Annotated in this window: 13 protein-coding genes; 11 read left to right on the top strand and 2 right to left on the bottom strand. The window is 36.2% G+C overall.

Translation table 11 applies throughout. The features are described 5' to 3' along the window. The first annotated feature begins 21 nt into the window (after positions 1–21). From KYG33_RS09160 to KYG33_RS09130, 7 genes are all read left to right on the top strand, one after another. A complete protein-coding gene (locus KYG33_RS09160; protein ID WP_180564365.1) occupies positions 22–348 on the top strand; it encodes a hypothetical protein in 327 nt (108 codons plus the stop codon). 285 nt (positions 349–633) lie between these two features. Further along, positions 634–1,542 carry a 1-aminocyclopropane-1-carboxylate deaminase/D-cysteine desulfhydrase gene (locus KYG33_RS09155; protein WP_077418192.1) on the top strand — a complete coding sequence of 303 codons (909 nt, stop codon included), beginning with the start codon at positions 634–636 and terminating at the stop codon, positions 1,540–1,542. A gap of 15 nt (positions 1,543–1,557) precedes the next feature. Next, positions 1,558–2,616 carry a glucosaminidase domain-containing protein gene (locus KYG33_RS09150; RefSeq protein WP_077418194.1) on the top strand — a complete coding sequence of 353 codons (1,059 nt, stop codon included), beginning with the start codon at positions 1,558–1,560 and terminating at the stop codon, positions 2,614–2,616. Positions 2,617–2,690: 74 nt separating this feature from the next. Beyond that, a complete protein-coding gene (gene hemL, locus KYG33_RS09145; RefSeq protein ID WP_219073113.1) occupies positions 2,691–3,980 on the top strand; it encodes a glutamate-1-semialdehyde 2,1-aminomutase in 1,290 nt (429 codons plus the stop codon). A 1,330-nt stretch (positions 3,981–5,310) separates the two neighbouring features. Next, positions 5,311–6,645, top strand: a complete 1,335-nt coding sequence (locus KYG33_RS09140) for an amidohydrolase (RefSeq protein WP_219073112.1) — start codon at positions 5,311–5,313, stop codon at positions 6,643–6,645. A gap of 287 nt (positions 6,646–6,932) precedes the next feature. After that, positions 6,933–7,778 (top strand): helix-turn-helix domain-containing protein, encoded by an 846-nt coding sequence (locus tag KYG33_RS09135; RefSeq protein ID WP_077418200.1) that lies wholly within the window; start codon positions 6,933–6,935, stop codon positions 7,776–7,778. Between the two features lie 81 nt (positions 7,779–7,859). Beyond that, the gene (locus tag KYG33_RS09130; RefSeq protein ID WP_219073111.1) at positions 7,860–9,098 is read left to right on the top strand and encodes an amidohydrolase; all 1,239 of its coding nucleotides are present in this window, start codon (positions 7,860–7,862) and stop codon (positions 9,096–9,098) included. A gap of 384 nt (positions 9,099–9,482) precedes the next feature. On the opposite strand, the gene KYG33_RS09125 is transcribed toward KYG33_RS09130, so the two are convergent. Further along, entirely contained in the window at positions 9,483–10,892 is a 1,410-nt protein-coding gene (locus tag KYG33_RS09125; protein WP_219073110.1) for a hypothetical protein, read from the bottom strand. 44 nt (positions 10,893–10,936) lie between these two features. Continuing rightward, positions 10,937–13,726, bottom strand: a complete 2,790-nt coding sequence (locus KYG33_RS09120) for a TonB-dependent receptor domain-containing protein (protein ID WP_077418206.1) — start codon at positions 13,724–13,726, stop codon at positions 10,937–10,939. A gap of 324 nt (positions 13,727–14,050) precedes the next feature. On the opposite strand from KYG33_RS09120, the gene KYG33_RS09115 reads away from it, so the two are divergent. The 4 genes from KYG33_RS09115 to KYG33_RS09100 all read left to right on the top strand — a co-directional run bounded on the left by KYG33_RS09115 (position 14,051) and on the right by KYG33_RS09100 (position 18,141). Next, positions 14,051–14,725 carry a response regulator gene (locus tag KYG33_RS09115; RefSeq protein ID WP_077418208.1) on the top strand — a complete coding sequence of 225 codons (675 nt, stop codon included), beginning with the start codon at positions 14,051–14,053 and terminating at the stop codon, positions 14,723–14,725. 48 nt (positions 14,726–14,773) lie between these two features. After that, positions 14,774–15,805: a sensor histidine kinase gene (locus tag KYG33_RS09110; protein WP_180564361.1), complete on the top strand. Its 1,032-nt coding sequence runs from the start codon at positions 14,774–14,776 to the stop codon at positions 15,803–15,805. A 134-nt stretch (positions 15,806–15,939) separates the two neighbouring features. Next, positions 15,940–16,536 carry an IS1096 element passenger TnpR family protein gene (locus tag KYG33_RS09105; RefSeq protein WP_077418212.1) on the top strand — a complete coding sequence of 199 codons (597 nt, stop codon included), beginning with the start codon at positions 15,940–15,942 and terminating at the stop codon, positions 16,534–16,536. A 255-nt stretch (positions 16,537–16,791) separates the two neighbouring features. Beyond that, positions 16,792–18,141: an alpha-amylase family glycosyl hydrolase gene (locus KYG33_RS09100; RefSeq protein ID WP_219073109.1), complete on the top strand. Its 1,350-nt coding sequence runs from the start codon at positions 16,792–16,794 to the stop codon at positions 18,139–18,141. Positions 18,142–18,275 lie beyond the last annotated feature (134 nt).

The raw sequence follows: 18,275 nt of genomic DNA, 5'->3' as shown, positions 1-18,275 counted from the left end.
AAACTTTTTATATTTGTTACTATGATAATTGTATGCCAAAAGCCTTTAAAAAAATTAAAAATTAATGGCATTGCTTTCTTTCCCTTTATCTTCATTAGGAAACCCGAAGATAAGGAAAATAATGTATTGATCAATCACGAAAAAATCCATTTACGCCAACAATTGGAAATGCTCATTATTTTCTTCTATATTTTTTATGTCATTGAATACTATTACTGGTTTTTTAAGCTCAAAGACGGCTATCTGGCTTACAGAAGAATATCATTTGAAAGAGAAGCTTATGCCAATGAAAATAATTTTAATTATCTCAAAAAAAGAAAATTCTGGAACTTCCGGAAATATCTGTAGAATTATGAATTATTTTGAAAAAGTATTCACATCTCTACTTATTCAATAGAAGTGGGTTAATATCCTGAGCGTACACGAAGGAAGCCGTTTATCAAATAAATCAACAATTCATCCGGCTTTAGCTAAAACTTAGAAAAAAGATAGTATCAATACAATCATCTGTAAGAATCTGCATGATCTGTTGTGAAAAATAAGTAAACAGTACTTTATACAAAGAGAAAATCTCTACAACACTAAATCTTTTCCTACTTTTGCAAACAGTAAACCTTGAGTAGTAAAACTGAAATGCTATTACAACTTCCCACAGAACCTGTTTCCATTCAGGAAATTCCCATTCATAAAAACGTAAAACTTTTCATTAAAAGGGAAGACCAGATTCATCCGCTGATTTCAGGCAATAAATACTGGAAACTATTTTATAATGTGAACCACTATCTGGAAAAAAATCCGGATAAACCCTATATTATTACTTTTGGCGGAGCTTTTTCCAACCATATCGCCGCGGTTTCAGCAGTAGGGAATCTGGCGGGTATTCCAACATTGGGAATCATCAGAGGTGAAGAGCTGCAGCATAAGTGGCGTGATAACCCTACTTTACTTTTTGCCAAAAGAAATGGAATGAACCTGAAATTTGTCACCCGTGAAGAATACCGTCATAAAGAAAAACTGACAGAATTCCTTCATCAGGAGTTTCCCGATGCCCTGATAGTACCTGAAGGAGGTACCAATGAAGAGGCTGTGGAAGGGGTGAAAATGATGCTCAATGAACAAACAAAAGATTTTGACTATCTTTGCACCGCAGTTGGAACCGGAGGAACCATTGCAGGAATTTCAAAATTTAGTGAAGACAATCAGAAAGTTATAGGATTTAAAGTTGTAGATGATGCTTCACTGGAAAATAAAATTTTTGAATTAACTTTGAGACAGAATTTTAATCTAATAGATTCATGTTTTGGAGGTTATGGTAAAATAAATGATGGAAACATCCGTTTTATCAATGATTTCAAAGAGAAGTATGGTATTCCTTTAGAACCGATATATACAGGAAAAATGATGGAGAAAGTTTTTGAACTGATTGAAGATGATTATTTTCCTGAAAACAGCAGCATTTTGTGCTTTCACACTGGTGGTTTACAGGGGATTGAAGGAGCTAATCTGCTTTTAGAAAAACAGAACAGAAATTTAATTATATAAGTAAAATTGAAAAACATGAAAAGACTTTTCCTATCCATAAGCCTTTTAGTTTTATCAAAATTTTCTGCCCAGGCTTGGGCAACCGAAGATCAGTATATTCAGAAGTTTGCTAAATATGCCGTAGAAGAAATGGAAAAATATAAAATTCCGGCTTCTATTACCCTTGCCCAGGGATTATTGGAAACCGGGGGCGGGCAAAGCAGATTGGCACAGGAAGGTAAAAACCACTTCGGTATAAAATGTAAAGAAGACTGGACCGGTAGAACGATGAAACATACCGATGATGCACCCAATGAATGCTTCCGTGTATATGACGATCCAAGACAGTCTTATGAAGATCATTCTATATTTTTATCCACCAGAAAATATTACGCAAACCTTTTCAAATTGGATATGAGAGATTACAGAGCGTGGGCAACCGGTTTAAAAAAAGCGGGTTATGCTACCAATCCACGTTATGCTTCAATTCTTATTACCAAAATTGAAAAGTACAAGCTATATGAATTCGACAATACCAGTTCTAATGAGGTATTGTATGCCGTACTTAAAATGTATCCGGATCTGAAGGACGACAGAACTTTCATGGCACAGCTGGAACCCTCAAAAGCGGTTAAAAAAGCTAAAGACCCGGTTACTGTAGAAGTTCCTTATAAACAGACTTCTTACGCACAACAGCAAAAAAGAGTGGAAAGAATCAAAACGAAAGCTGAAATTCTTAATTCCATCCTTATCAAAAGCCATCCGAATGACGGCCTGAAATATATCGTAATTCCTGAAGATACTGATGTGAAATTCATCGCCAATAAATTCAAAGTCAGCGAAAGCAGACTGATCAAGTGGAATGAACTGGAAGGTGAAATCTTAAAGAAAAATGATATTGTTTTTCTGGAATCAAAAAATTCTACAGGAAATACAGCTACTTATAAAGCAGAATCCGGAGAAGATATGCATGATATCGCTCAGAAATTCGGAATCAAATTAAATAAATTGTATGCTAAAAACAGAATGGATGAAGGACAGCAACCATCTGCAGGACAGCTTATTTATTTAATAGACAAAAAACCAAGAAACTAATTTAATTTTTTGTTGAGCGTTTACCGTTGACAGTTACATGCCAACCAGCAACTGCCAACAGCAACTAAGTATATATGAAGTATCAAAGAAGTTCGGCTTTGTTTGATGAAGCCTACAAATACATTCCGGGAGGAGTAAACTCTCCGGTGAGAGCATTCAAATCCGTAGGAGGTGTTCCTGTTTTTATGAAATCGGCAAAAGGAGCTTACCTTACCGATGCAGATGACAATACTTACATCGATTATATCAATTCATGGGGCCCGGCCATTTTGGGACATACCCATCCTGAAGTACTGGAAGAACTTAAAATCCAGGCAGAGAAAGGATTCTCTTTCGGAGCGCCTACAGAACTGGAAACGGAAATTGCAAAATTTATTATTGATAACGTTCCGAATATTGACCAGATCAGAATGGTTTCTTCAGGAACAGAAGCATGTATGAGTGCAGTAAGACTGGCAAGAGGTTATACAGGAAGAGATAAGATCGTAAAATTTGAAGGCTGTTATCACGGACATTCAGATTCATTTCTGATCAAAGCAGGAAGTGGTGCGGCAACTTTCGGAAATCCAAATTCTCCGGGAGTAACAGCAGGTACTGCTAAAGATACATTACTTGCCCGTTATAACGATTTTGAACAGGTAGAAGATCTATTCCGTCACAATCAGGGAGAAATTGCAGCGGTAATTATAGAGCCGGTTGCAGGAAATATGGGGTGTGTACTGCCGGAAAACAATTTCTTACAAAATCTGAGAAAGATCTGTGATGAAAACGGAGCTTTATTAATTTTTGATGAGGTAATGACCGGTTTCAGACTGGCTTTCGGAGGAGCTCAGGAGCTTTTCAATGTTAAAGCAGACCTTGTGACTTACGGAAAAGTAATCGGTGGAGGTCTTCCGGTAGGAGCTTTCGCAGGAAGAAACGAAATTATGGATCACCTGGCTCCAAAAGGAGGAGTATACCAGGCAGGAACATTAAGTGGAAACCCTTTAGCAATGAGAGCGGGATTAAAAACCCTTCAGCTTATTAAAAATGATCCTGAATTTTTCAACAGATTATACAAGACAACAGAAACATTAGATTTTGAAATCGGAAAAATTCTGAATGAAAAAGGAATTGCTCATAAAATCAACAGAAAAAGTTCTATGATGTCGGTATTCTTCCATATCAACAGAGTTTCTAACTTTGATGAAGCACAGGAAGCTAACCATTCATTGTTTAATAACTTCTTCCACCAGATGCTTCAGAATGGAGTGTATCTGCCGCCAAGTGGTTATGAAACGTATTTCATCAGTGATGCAATCAAGGATAAAGAAATTGATATGACGCTGGAAGCTGTAAGAAAATTTGAATATTCAAATAAATAATAATAAGACCGGATTTTAGATCCGGTTTTTTTATGTAAAGAAAATTGATTTCATTAGTTTGGAATTACAAAATGTTCAACGCAACGTTTGTCACTCCATAGGAGTCTCGGCAACGTAAAACAGCATCATTTAGATTCTTACAGAATGACAAAGATGCTGTCAATACTTTCCGGATAAATAAAAAGTACTCATTACATCTGATAAAAATATCCGCAATCTTTGTCACTCCGTAGGAGTCTCAGTAATGTAGATATTATGATATAGATTCCTACGGAATGACAAGGTTACTGGTAAACATTTTTATAAATTGTAAGTAATTTTTACGTCTAAAAATATCCGCAAAGTTTGTCATTCCATAGGAGTCTCGGCAACGTAAAACAGCATCATTTAGATTCTTACAGAATGACAAAGATGCTGTCAATACTTTCCGGATAAATAAAAAGTACTCATTACATCTGATAAAAATATCCGCAATCTTTGTCACTCCGTAGGAGTCTCAGTAATGTAGATATTATGATATAGATTCCTACGGAATGACAAGGTTACTGGTAAACATTTTTATAAATTGTAAGTAATTTTTACGTCTAAAAATATCCGCAAAGTTTGTCATTCCATAGGAGTCTCGGCAACGTAAAACAGCATCATTTAGATTCTTACAGAATGACAAAGATGCTGTCAATACTTTCCGGATAAATAAAAAGTACTCATTACATCTGATAAAAATATCCGCAATCTTTGTCACTCCGTAGGAGTCTCAGTAATGTAGATATTATGATATAGATTCCTACGGAATGACAAGGTTACTGGTAAACATTTTTATAAATTGTAAGTAATTTTTACGTCTAAAAATATCCGCAAAGTTTGTCATTCCATAGGAGTCTCGGCAACGTAAAACAGCATCATTTAGATTCTTACAGAATGACAAAGATGCTGTCAATACTATCCGGATAAATAAAAAGTACTCATTACATCTGATAAAAATATCCGCAATCTTTGTCACTCCGTAGGAGTCTCAGTAATGTAGATATTATGATATAGATTCCTACAGAATGACAAGGTTACTGGTAAACATTTTTATAAATTGTAAGTAATTTTTACGTCTAAAAATATCCGCAAAGTTTGTCACTCCGTAGGAGTCTTAGTAATGCGGGTATTATGATATATGTTCCTAAGGAATAACAGCGTTATGGATAAAGTTGTTTATTGCTGTAATGAATAACAGGGTATTTAAAAAACAATCAGAACAAAGCATAAATCATACAGATTTTGTAATAAACGATACACTTTGTTCACCAGACTTCTTTTTAATTTTGTCATAAATAGATTGGAAATGAAGACTTCTGACAATACCATCTCCCGCAAAGACTTTATCCGAAATTCAGCTTTGGCTGTAGCGGGATTAACTTTAATACCTAATATTATGACTGCATCACCTTTCCTTGATGGAAATAACAGTTCGGCAAAAGGAAAAATGATTCTGAAAAATGTCCGTCTGGAAACAGGTTTTGAATATCAGGATGGAGAAGTGGCTTCTACCAAAACAGATCTGTTCTATATAGAAGTTGAAAACGGAAAAATTATAAAGATTGCTCCGAACCAGCCTAATGCTAAAGCGACAGATGCAAAAGGACTATTGATGCTTCCTGCATTCAAGGATATGCATATTCACCTTGATAAAACCTTTTATGGAGATCAATGGCAGGCCGTTAGAAAAAGAACCGGAGGGATCAAAGGAATGATAGAGCTGGAGCAGAAAATGCTTCCGGAGATGCTGAAGAATTCAACCTTCAAGGCAGAGAAACTGATCGAATTATTACAGTCAAAAGGAACTTCCTATGCGAGAAGCCATGTGAATATTGAACCCACTTCCAAACTGCAGTCATTAAAAAATCTGCAGAAAGCTTTAGAAAATAAAAAGAAGGGTTTTGGAGCTGAGCTGGTAGCCTTTCCGCAGCATGGCGTGTTCTATACAGATTCTGTACCTTATCTGAAAGAAGCAGCAAAGATGGATATTGACTTTATTGGTGGTGTAGACCCTTTCAACATTGATGGTGATATTGAAAAAGTGGTAGACTTTACCGTTCAGCTTGCTTTGGACAATAAAAAAGGAATCGATATTCACCTGCATGAAACCGGTGATTCCGGATTGAAAACTGTAGAATATCTTATTAAAAAAGTAAATGAAAACCCTTCTCTGAAAGGGAAAACCTATTTAAGCCATTGTTTTATTCTGGCTAAACTAGAAGCTGCAAAACAGGAAGAAATCGCAGAAAAATTAGGTGAGGCACAGATCGGAATTGTTTCTACAATCCCTTTCGGAAGGCTGATCATGCCAATACCAACGCTTTACAAACATAATGTAACCGTTCTGACAGGAAATGACAGCATCATAGACCATTGGAATACTTTCGGAACGGGAAGTGTGCTTCAGAAAGCCAACTTAATGGCTCAACTGTATGGATATTCAACAGAGTTTTTATTGTCAAGAAGTTTAAAACTGGCCACAGGAAATATTCTTCCGCTGGATGACAAAGGAACTCAGCAATGGCCAAAATCAGGTGATAAAGCAGACTTTGTTCTGATGAATGCAAGCTGTTCTGCAGAAACTGTATCAAGAATTTCAGAAGTTGAATCATTGGTGCATGATGGAAATGTTGTCTTTTAAACTTTTTTGAACTTAAATGAAAAGTAAAAAAGTCTTGCAGATAAGATTTGAACAATATAATTGCTTATAAATTTATATATATAATTTAGTTGTGTTTTTTTAACCACAAAGGGTATAAAAGTTTTACTAAAGGAAAGCCTGGGAATATATTATTGATTTTCGGAAATAGTCACTGAATGCAGATAGAAACTGAAGTAGGAGTGGTGTATGTAAAGCTTTTGTCCCTTTTGTGGTTATTTTAGTTTTTTCTCACAAATTTTAGTAATTTTAGGAGAAAATCAGGCAGAGTGGGCTATCATACGGATCATTTTCCAATTTTAGGAATTCAGGAATTTAGTGAGAATCAGCTGAAGGGCTGTAATCTGCTGTTTAATGAACTTTATGGGGCACGTTCCATTGATGATCCCCATAAGCATGATTTTTTTATCATCAATCTTTTTGAGCATGGAGTCGGTTCACATACTATAGATTTTACAGAATATCCGGTAAAAGACCATCAGATCCACCTTGTTTTTCCGGATCAGGTACATCAATGGGTGATTGAAAAAGAAACCATCGGTTATCAGCTGATGATCAGCCGGGACTGGTTTGAAAGTTTCCTGCCGTCATTAAGGTTTTCTGCCTCTTATTATCAGAACCATCCGGTTATCAATCTTTCCCCGGAAATTTTTAAAACTTTTCTATATGAATTTCAATCTATCCAGAAAGAACTTAGTGGTGAAAAAGTATTTTGGGAGCTTATTCAAAAAAGGAGTGAGCTGATTGGGCTGTTGGTAAGTAAATCTGTGGAAGGAGCTTTCAAAGACTTTGAAGTCTATAACTCAAATCCTATTATTTCAAAATTTCTCCATCTTATTGATGAACATTTTAAAACAGAAAGATCAGTTTCTTTTTATGCGGATAAACTGAATATTTCGGCCAACTACCTGAATATTGTCTGCAAGAAAAATCTTAATGCTTCGGCTTCATCTCTCATTCAGGACCGTATTTTACTGGAAGCCAAAAGACTTTTAAAAGTTTCTGAAATGTCAGTAAAAGACATTGTGTATGATCTCGGTTTCTACGATCATGCAAGTTTTTCCAAATTCTTTAAAGCACAGACGGGAATGACACCTACCCAATTCAAAGAATAATCTGTACAAAACAAGACATAATTGATACACCTGTTTTACCCTGAAGTAGGGCTAATTTTGTATTGTTAAAATCTTAGAATCATGCAATTTCCCTATCAATTAACTGCAAAAGGAAAATATTCCCTTAAAAATGTCCGCCTGGAAACAGGTTTTGAATACGAAAATGAAGAGGTAACCGGAACAAAAACTGATCTTTTCAGTATTGAAATTGAAGATGGAAAAATAAAAACAGTAAAAGCAAATGATCCCGCTTCAGAAGCAATAGATGCTAAAGGATATCTGATGCTTCCGGCGTTCAGAGATATGCACATCCATCTGGATAAAACATTGTACGGTCTTCCATGGCAGGCTCTTTCTCCTAAGAGAAGAACAGTGAAAGATATGATTGCTTATGAGCAGGAAATCATTCCTGAACTGTTGAAAACTTCTGTAAGCAGAGCAGAACAGCTGATCAGTCTGCAGCAGCATTATGGAACTCATTTCGTAAGAACTCATTTCAATATTGATACTACTTCGGGACTGAAATCTCTGGAGCATCTTGAGCAGGCTCTTGAAAATAAAAAGGACTCTTTCAAAGCAGAATTAGTTGCTTTTCCGCAACATGGAGTTTACTATACAGATACGGTTCCTTTGATGAAGGAAGCAGCACAGCTTAAAAGTGTAGGATTTATCGGTGGATTGGATCCTTTAAGTATTGACGGAAGCATAGAAAAAGTAATGGATTTTACCGTTGAGCTGGCTTTAGATCACCACAAAGGAATTGATATTCACCTGCATGAAGTAGGAGAGCCTGGAATGAAAACAATCAATTACCTGATTGATAAAGCAATTGAAAATCCGGCACTGCAGGGGAAAACATTTGTAAGTCATGCATTTGCCCTGGCTCATCTTTCACCAAAAGAAACAGAGCAGATTGCAGAAAAACTGGCTGAAGGAAAAGTGGGAATCGCTTCTTCAGTACCTTTTAAAGGAACGGTAATGCCGATTCCAACCCTGAAAAAATATGGGGTCAATGTATTGATCGGAAATGATAATGTACAGGATTACTGGAGTACTTTTGGTTCAGGAAGTATGCTCCAGAAAGCGAATCTCATTGCTGAGTTATATGGTTATGCTACAGAATATGCACTATCAAGAGCTTTGCAGTTTGCCACTCAAAGTATTCTTCCATTGGATGAGAAAGGAAAACAGCAATGGCCTAAAGCTGGTGATGAAGCTGCAGTTGTTCTGGCAGACGCTTCGTGTTCTGCAGAAGCTGTTTCCAGAATGTCTGAAATAAAAGCCCTGATGAATGACGGGAATTTATTTTGGAGAAATTAATTGAAGTATATATATTTTTATACACTTGTTTTTTGTGAATGCCATCGGGAGTTTCCTGGTGGCTTTTTATTGAATGATAAATTATAAATTATGAGTTATGGGTTTCGGGGTCTCTTCTCTCTTCTCTTTTCTCTCTTCTCTATCAATAGAATATATTTCCCTGGTTTTAGCCAAAATTTTTTAACAAACCCTTATAAAAATCTACTTTTAAACAAAAATAACAACTGTTCAAATTGTCATTTTCTGTTTTTTACAATATGAACACCGCTTAATATTGATTTCAGCGGACCGTTATAATATCTGATGATAACAATAAAAAAAAGCCCTCGGAAAATACTTCCGAAGGCCTTCTATTTGAAATTAAATCTAAGTACTTATGTATTATTATAAGTTGAAGTTTGTCCATCCTGCGTACCAAGTATCTGTAGCATCTTTTACAGCACCTTTGTAAGTTACCTGTGTAAACCAAGTAGCTAATTTAGGGTTAGTAAATGCACCTCCTGTTAATAAAGGAGAACCTGCGCTAGGCGTAAAGTTTGGTGTAGTTCCTGCAGGAGCCCATGCACCGGCAAGTTTTACATCAGCAGTAGAAGCAAGGATGGTATTTCCTTTAACATTAAACCAAGTTGTAAGATCGTTCAATGTATACGTTGTAGGAGTAGAAGTAGATGGTCCGAATTTTAAAGGAGTTTGCATTCCTGCTAAAACGTTATTTTCAAAGAACAGCTTATTACCTACAATATTGTTATCTGTTGGAGCACCTTTTGTAGCATCAATGAATAAACCAACAGGGAATCCTGTAAATACAGAGTTGAATACAGAGATAGAAGAGTTTCTTCTGATCTGTAATGCATTCTGGAATAACGCGTTGATTGATCCTGGAGCTGCAGAGTTGATTGGTCCGATAATCGTCATGTTAGAGAATGTAGCTGATGTCTGAGGTGTCAAAGTAGAACCGTTAGCATCATTATCAGATTCAAATGCGTTAGAACCGGAAACGTCTGCTACCTGAGAATCTCTTACTGCGATACCAAACTGTACCTTTCCTGAGAAACCGTTATCTGTATCGAAATCATCATCAAGACCTTTGTAAGAGATAAGGTGAGAACAGTTTACCGTTCCTCCGAACCATTCAAAACTGTCATCATTAGCATAAGCAACTTCTACGTAATCTACTGTAGTTCCGCTACCTACACCACCGAATGTAAGTCCGTTGATCTCTTTATCCGGTAAGAATGCATATCCTGCATATTCTATTCTTACATATTTTAATATACCACTGTTGTCAGCAGCATTGTTTCCACCGTAAAGTCCAAGACCTTCAGAGTTGTTGATTCCTCCTTCAATCTCTCCAACTCCGTTTGCCCCACCGAAAGAAGCATTAGTAGGAGCATTTCCTAAAATTACTACACCTGCCCAGTCTCCTCTTTTAGGACTTGGTTTTTCAGAAGTGAAGATAATTGGGTTGGCAGCAGTTCCTTCTGCCATGATTTTACTTCCTTTTGTAATGATCAAAGCTCCGTTTTTATCAGCTTCACCTACAATCTTTGTACCTGGCTCGATAGTTAAAGTAGCTCCGTTAGTTACATATACTAGTCCTCTTAGCTTATAGATTTTATTTGCTTTAAGCGTAAGGCTGGAAGTGATCTTTCCTGAAAGAATAAGGTTTTCAGTTTCTCCGTTTCCATTACCTCCATTTTGAATAATGGTAGGTCCATCTTCTTCTATATTTCTACATGCGGTAGTTGATACTAGAGCGCCAAGCATTAAAGAATATAAAACGAACTTTTTCATGTTATAAAGAATTAAATTATTTATTAGATTATTTGTTGAATGAATTAAAAATTGTATCCCAGTGTTAAACTGATATTGGTTCCTGAAAGTCTTTCGATAGCAAGAGCATCTTTGCTGTCATACTTACCGTTGTCGTTCAGGTCATGGTAGAATTTAGCACGACGGTTCAGAATATCTGAAACATTCAGCTTGATTTCTCCTTTGTTGCTCCATATTTTTTTAGCAAGCTGGAAATCCAAAAGAGGTCTTGGTGCTTCCCAGATTGGTGGTACCTGATCGTTTCCTACATAAAGGATTCTTCTTCCGATCATATTGAATAGTACTGTAGAAGACCAACCTGATTTTTCAGTGTCATACTGAAGACTTACGTTGACAGTATAAGGAGACTGCCCCTGCATTGGTCTGTCAATCTTAGTAGCCTCGTCTGTTACTTTGTTTTTGATTAAAGCTACGTTTCCACCCAGGGTGAAGTTTTTAAGAGCGCTTACAAAATCAAGTTTTTTTCTTACTTCTAGTTCCACTCCATAAGCATCAGCTTTATCTACGTTAAGGTAGTTGAAGGTATTACTCGTTCCTACCCCTGATTGGTTGAAGTATAATTCGATTGGCTTTTTGAAGTTTTTATAGAAACCTGCTACGGATATAATTTCTCCGTTTCTTGGGTAATATTCCCAACGAACATCGGCACTCGTAATTTTGGTTCTTTCAATTGATTTGTTACCAATTACAGTAGCTCCAAGATCAAAATCATAATATGCTAAAGGAGAAACTTCTCTAAACTCCGGTCTAACAACAGTTTGTGAACCTGCAACACGGATGTTCATTTTAGGGTTTACCTTGAATGTTAAGTTTACAGCAGGTAAGAAATCTGTAACACGGGTGTTCACAAAACGGTCATCACTTTTCTTCGTGCTTCCAACCAATTGATCAAAGTTTTCAACTCTTAATCCCCAAACTGCTCTTAACCATGGTGTAAAGTTGTTGTCAAACTGTAAATACCCCGCGTTAAGGATCGTGTTGGCAATATATCTGTACTGGTTTCCTGCAATTTCATCAAATGTAAATCCACCGTTACCTCCGAAATTCCCAGGATTGAAGATTGTTTCGAAAGGCTGAGAAAGTAATCCCTGGTTGAATTTCTCAAGTCTTACAGAGAACGGTCTTGAGTTGTAGATTCTGTCTTTTACCTGGAACAAATAACCTCCTTTGATCGTTTGTTTTTGTCCAAACATCGTAAATGTTTTGGAGATATCACCCCCTGCATTATATAGATAATCACTTAGGGTAGAATAGAATACACTTCCTGACTTTTGAGAAAGACCATTAGAAATCAATGCTAAATATGGGCTTCCTTCTATATTGGTGTATTGGTTATACTGCAAACGCTGCAGCAAAGGAATATACTGATCCAGGATCCCGAAGCTTCCGTACCAGTTTACGGTAAATCCACCCAGAGCATCTATTTTATGAGTACCGGTAAGGGTAGAGTTGTAGAAAGTAGTTTCTTTAAAACCTATTTCCCTTGCCATAATGTTTGTCCCGTTGATCGGGTCAAATTCAAAGTCCTTTCCTGTTCTGAAGGACATGTGGTTCACCGTATTGTTGGTAATGATATTCTTTAAGGAGATTTTATTGTTGCTGTTGAGCTTTAAAGAAAGGTTCAACATTCCTCCTAAGATAATATCATTGCTGTATTTTTCTGTAAAATAATCGAAGTTGGTATCGGCAAGTTGGTCGTTGATGGTAAAGAAACGGTTGGTAGACTCAGTTCTTCTTTTGTTGTTACTATAGTTTAAAACAGCAATTACCCCTAAATCTTTTCCGAATAATTTGGTATTGAAACCTCCGTCAAGTTGTAAACTTAAGTTTTCAGGATAACCAATACTGTTGTATCCTAAATTCTTTGTAAACCCTTTACCAATATTGGTTTTCTGACCTTCATCTAAAATACTGAATGCATTTTTTGCAGGCATATTGGTTGGCAGCTTTCTGTAACCGTCATCAATTCCTAGAAAGTCCCATTTTCCACCTTTCTGCATATGGAATTCCTGTCCCATAGTTGCCGTATTTCCTCCTACGCCTACCTGTACATTGAAGAAATTTTTATTAGGAATATCCTTTGTATTTACCTGGATCAAAGCTCCTCCCCATTCACCTGTATATTCTGGAATGAAAGTTTTGTTGATAACAAGGGTTTCGATAACGTTGGCAGGGAAAAGGTCGAAAGAGAAAGTCTTTCTGTCAGGCTCCGTGCTGGATAACTGAATACCATTCAGCATTGCCTGGTTATAACGGTCTGATAAACCTCTTACTACAATATATTTTCCTTCAGATAAACTCACTCCGGAAACTCTCTTCAGAACTTCCCCTGTGTTTCTGTCCGGACTTCTTTTAATAGCTTCAACACCAATAACCTGAGAAACTACACCGGCATTTTTCTGTAGTCCGATAGTAGAGGCTATGGTTTCTTTTCTTGCGTTTGATTTGATGACAACTCCCTCAATTTCTTTTTCTTTGGTAGAGGGCTTGTCCATTACGATATCAAGATGAGTATTACCTTCATTTTTGATAATAACCTCACTGATCTCTTTTCTGTTATACCCATTGGAGCTTACCGTTACAATGTAATTGGTGCCGGGGGACAGGTTGATAGAGTAGTATCCGGAAATGTCAGTCATTACTTCCTGTCCATTTACTTTTACCTTTACCCCTTCTATAGGAGTGTTATCTTTCTCGTCCAATACCCTACCTTCCAAAATCTGACTTTGTGCAAAAGCATAGCCAGCAGAAAACAAGGCAAGTAGCATGATGCTCTTGTGGAGTTGTTTTTTCATTTTACTTCTTTTACTTCTTTTTCAAGGGCAAAATAAGGGCTAAGTTTTTAAGAAAACTTTAGGAGAATCTTAATTAATTGTGAAATTTGTATTAACAGATGAGAGAAATTTATAGTTATTGATGTTTAATTTATATAATTATAATTTTTGTTTTAATTTTAAATATTATTCCCTATATTTGATTTATGTGTATTTATTGTTTAATTTTTTTATTGATTTTGTAATTTTATACTGCGATATGTTTTTTTAATAATTAGTTAACATTTGGCAGATAGATGAAATCAATGGAAATAATTAATTTTGTGGGAATTCTTAAACTAGAAGATGAGCAAAAAAATTCTTTTAATAGACGATGAACTGGACATTTTAGAGATTCTGTCTTACAATTTGGAAAAGGAAGGGTATGATATCTATACAGCTACCAACGGTAACGAAGGTATAGAAAAAGCAAAGGAGATTGTTCCGGACCTTATCTTATTAGATGTCATGATGCCTGAAAAAGATGGTATAGAAACCTGTCAGGAACTTCGTAAAGTGAAAGAACTTCAGAAAACACTTATCGTGTTCCTTTCTGCAAGAAGCGAAGAGTTTTCTCAGTTAGCAGGTTTTCAGGCGGGTGCCAATGACTACATCGTAAAACTAATCAAACCGAAAATCCTTATTTCTAAGGTGAATGCATTATTACAGCTGACCTCACAGGTTTCTGACAATGCAAAACTAATCGAAATCGGAGACCTTATTATCGACAAAGATAATTTCAGAGTTTCCAAAAGCGGACAGCAGTTTCTTCTTCCTAAAAAAGAATTTGACTTGCTTTACCTTTTGGCTTCCAATACTGAAAAGGTTTTCAAAAGAGAAGAAATTCTTGAAAAGGTTTGGGGTAATGATGTGATTGTTGGTGAAAGAACAATCGATGTACATATCAGAAGGTTGAGAGAAAAACTAGGAATCAATACGATTCAGACATTAAAAGGGATTGGATATAAACTGATCGTTTAATTATTTTAGAATCTTAACTTTACGTTCAATCATTAAAACGTTGTAAAATTGAAATTTTACAGACTTACCCTCGTTGCCTCCTGTCTGCTGACATTGGTAATGCTTCTTTTAGTAGTCGTCTTCGATTCACTGAAAGATATCTATTATGAGACCCCTTTGTTTAAAACGGGTCTTTTCATCTGTATTGTCCTGATCTTTCTGATCAACTGTGTGGTATTGGAACTTCTTTTCAATTATTACAGCAGAAAACAGGTAAAAGGACTTTCAGGATTTCTGCCACAGGAAATAGTTCAGAATCAGGATGAAAATATTACCATCAAAGAATTAGGAGAAAGGTTTTCAGATCTCAATCAGCAGCAGGTATCAGAAATTGATATGATGAAAGAGATGGAAAGCTACCGTAAAGAATACATCGGTAATGTGTCCCACGAACTGAAAACGCCTTTGTTTTCTATTCAGGGATATGTAGAAACTTTAAGAGACGGCGGAGTAGACAATCTTACCATCCGGGATAAATACCTGGAAAGAATTGATAAATCTGTCGAAAGACTTATCGCCATTGTAACAGATCTTGATATGATCAACAGGCTGGAAGCAGGTGAAATCAATCTTACCGTTTCAAAATTTGATGTCAATCTTCTGATTAAAGAGATTTTCGATCTTCTTGATCTTGAAGCCGAAAAACGAAATACAACATTACAGATCCAGACCCTTCATCCACAGATTTTTGTGGAGGCTGATAAACAGAAAATTTCCCAGGTTTTCATTAATCTTATTTCCAATGCGATCCATTATGCCAACAGACAGGAAGCAAAAGTGATCGTAAAGACCAGTGTACTCAAAAATAAGGTGCTGATAGAAGTGATAGATAATGGGATGGGAATCAAGTCTGAAATTCTTCCAAGGATTTTCGAAAGATTTTACCGTGTAGAAACCAGCAGAAGCAGGAGAGAAGGAGGTTCCGGGCTGGGATTGGCCATCGTAAAACATATTCTTGAAGCACATAACGAAAATATCACCGTAGAAAGCGTGTACCTTGAAGGGACGAAGTTTAGTTTTATGCTCGAAAAAAGTAAATAATTCCGGTAAAATGTAAGGAAAAAAAATATTTTAAAAAATCCTGAAATATTTTTTTGTCACATGTCATTTATTATATATTTGCACCAGAGATTTATCATAATTATAAAGGCAAAAAAGTAATTTAAGAAACTGATATGGTTTACAAAATCCGCGTAATATTAGATGCGAAAGAAGATATTTTCCGTGATATCGAAGTTAAGGGAAAACAAACGTTATGGAACTTACATTTAGGAATTAAAAGTGCATTCAGTCTGCAGGGAGATGAGCTTTCTACTTTTAATCTGTTAGAAGATGACGGAACAATTGTAAAAAGTGTCCCATTGGAAGATATGAGTGATGATGGTGATGGTGAGATTATGTCAGATGTTTACATTGATGAAGCTTTTGAAAGTGTAGGTGACAAAGCACAGTTCCAATACGGGCTTCTTGACCTTTGGGAATTCTTCTGTGAACTTGTAGAAGTTATTGAAGAAACAAAAGGGGTTAATTATCCTATCACGGTATACAGATTCGGAAACGTTCCATTGAAGGCACCTAGCAAAAATGGAAGTGCCGGAGGATCTAAAAAGAAATCAGCAATGCCTTTGGCAGATGATGAGTTTGGTTTCGATGAAGATTTCGGATCAGGAGGAAACTTTGCAGATGAAGACGATAGCTTCGATGATGAGGAAGAAGAAGACTACAATGACGATGTCTTTGATGATGAAGATGACAATGATGACGAAAGATAGTCAACACAATATACTGGCCCTGGATTTTAATCCGGGGTTTTTTTTTGTAAAAGTGTGAAGGTATGTATTTAAATAAAAACAGCCTCATTTGAGGTTTCAGATATATCAGCTGAGCTTTTGTAAGTCTATTTTGAGTTCTTTAAATTCTTCAGTAAGATTTTCAGGTTCTACTGACGGGTTGGAGATGCTATTTATCTAGCCTTAAATTTTGCCTTTCTCAAAAAAACAATTCTTACTTTTGTTAAAAATAGTTTAATGAAAAAATTAATTTTGTTAGCTGTAATTGGTCTGGGAATTGTTTCCTGTACCACTCAAAAAAATACCCGGAAGATGACAGAACTGCCAAAAGATTGGAAACATAATACAAATATCTACGAAGTAAACATAAGACAATATACTCAGGAAGGAACTTTCAAAGCATTTGCAAAAGAAATGCCCCGCCTGAAATCTATGGGAATAAAAACCCTTTGGTTTATGCCTATCACACCCATTGCCCAGCAGAATAAAAAAGGAAGTATGGGGAGTCCATATGCTGCTGCAGACTATACTTCCATCAATCCCGAATTCGGAACGTTTCAGGATTTTAAAGATATGGTGAATGAAGCACACAGATTGGGATTCAAAGTAATTATAGATTGGGTGGCCAATCATACAGGATGGGATCATGTATGGACGAAAATACATCCCGAATTTTATCTGAAAGATACAGACGGAAAATTTCATATCGCTTCCGGAATGGATGATATTATTGAACTGGACTATAAAAACCAGGAGATGCGTCAGGCCATGATTGATGCCATGAAATTCTGGGTACAGGAAACTGATATTGACGGTTTTCGATGTGATCTTGCTTCATGGGTAGAGGTAGGTTTCTGGGTTCAGGCCCGTCCCGAAGTAGAAAAAGTAAAACCTCTTTTCTGGCTGGGAGAATTTGATGAGTTGGAAAGTCCTGAATATGGGAAAGTTTTTGATGCCAGCTATTCCTGGAAATGGATGCACAAATCTGCAGATTATTATAAAAAAAATGAACCTCTTCAGGAATTAAAAGATCTTCTGAGACAATATTCTAATATCGGAGATGCTTCAATGAGAGCATGGTTTACTGCAAACCACGATGAAAACTCATGGAACGGAACCGAATATGAAAAATACGGAGTCATCACAAAACCTATGGCAGTATTCTCTGCAACATGGAATGGAGTTCCGTTGTTGTACTCAGGCCAGGAACTTCCAAATATGAAGAGACTGGAATTTTTCGAAAAAGATGTCATCAAATGGACCAATACCTATAAGGTTGCCGGTTTCTATAAAACATTATTGGATTTAAAAGCTTCCAACCCAGCTTTAAGAGGAGGTGATTCTAATGTAACTACATACCTTCTTAATACTACAGCCAATGACAAAATCCTGGCTTATGTAAGAAAAAATGGAAATGATGAAGTGCTAGTAGTCTTGAACATGTCAAAAGAACCTGTTAACTTTTCAATTGAAGACGAACATGTATCCGGAACATTCAGAAATGTTTTTGATAAAACGAAAAGAGATTTCAGTAACGGAACAGACTTTAGCTTTAAAGTTTCTGATTATGCCGTATTTGAAAAATAATCTTAAAATTTTTGACTTACATTTTAAAATAGTACAGAATAGTCTTTAACGGTATTCAATTCCTCTCCGCTGGAGGGGTGTCAAAATCATAGATTTTGACGGGTGGTTTAGCTATCCACAATAAAATCCCACTA

Source organism: Chryseobacterium sp. D764 (assembly GCF_019317325.1).
GTDB lineage: Bacteria > Bacteroidota > Bacteroidia > Flavobacteriales > Weeksellaceae > Chryseobacterium.
This window is presented reverse-complemented; position numbering and strand designations above follow the sequence as displayed.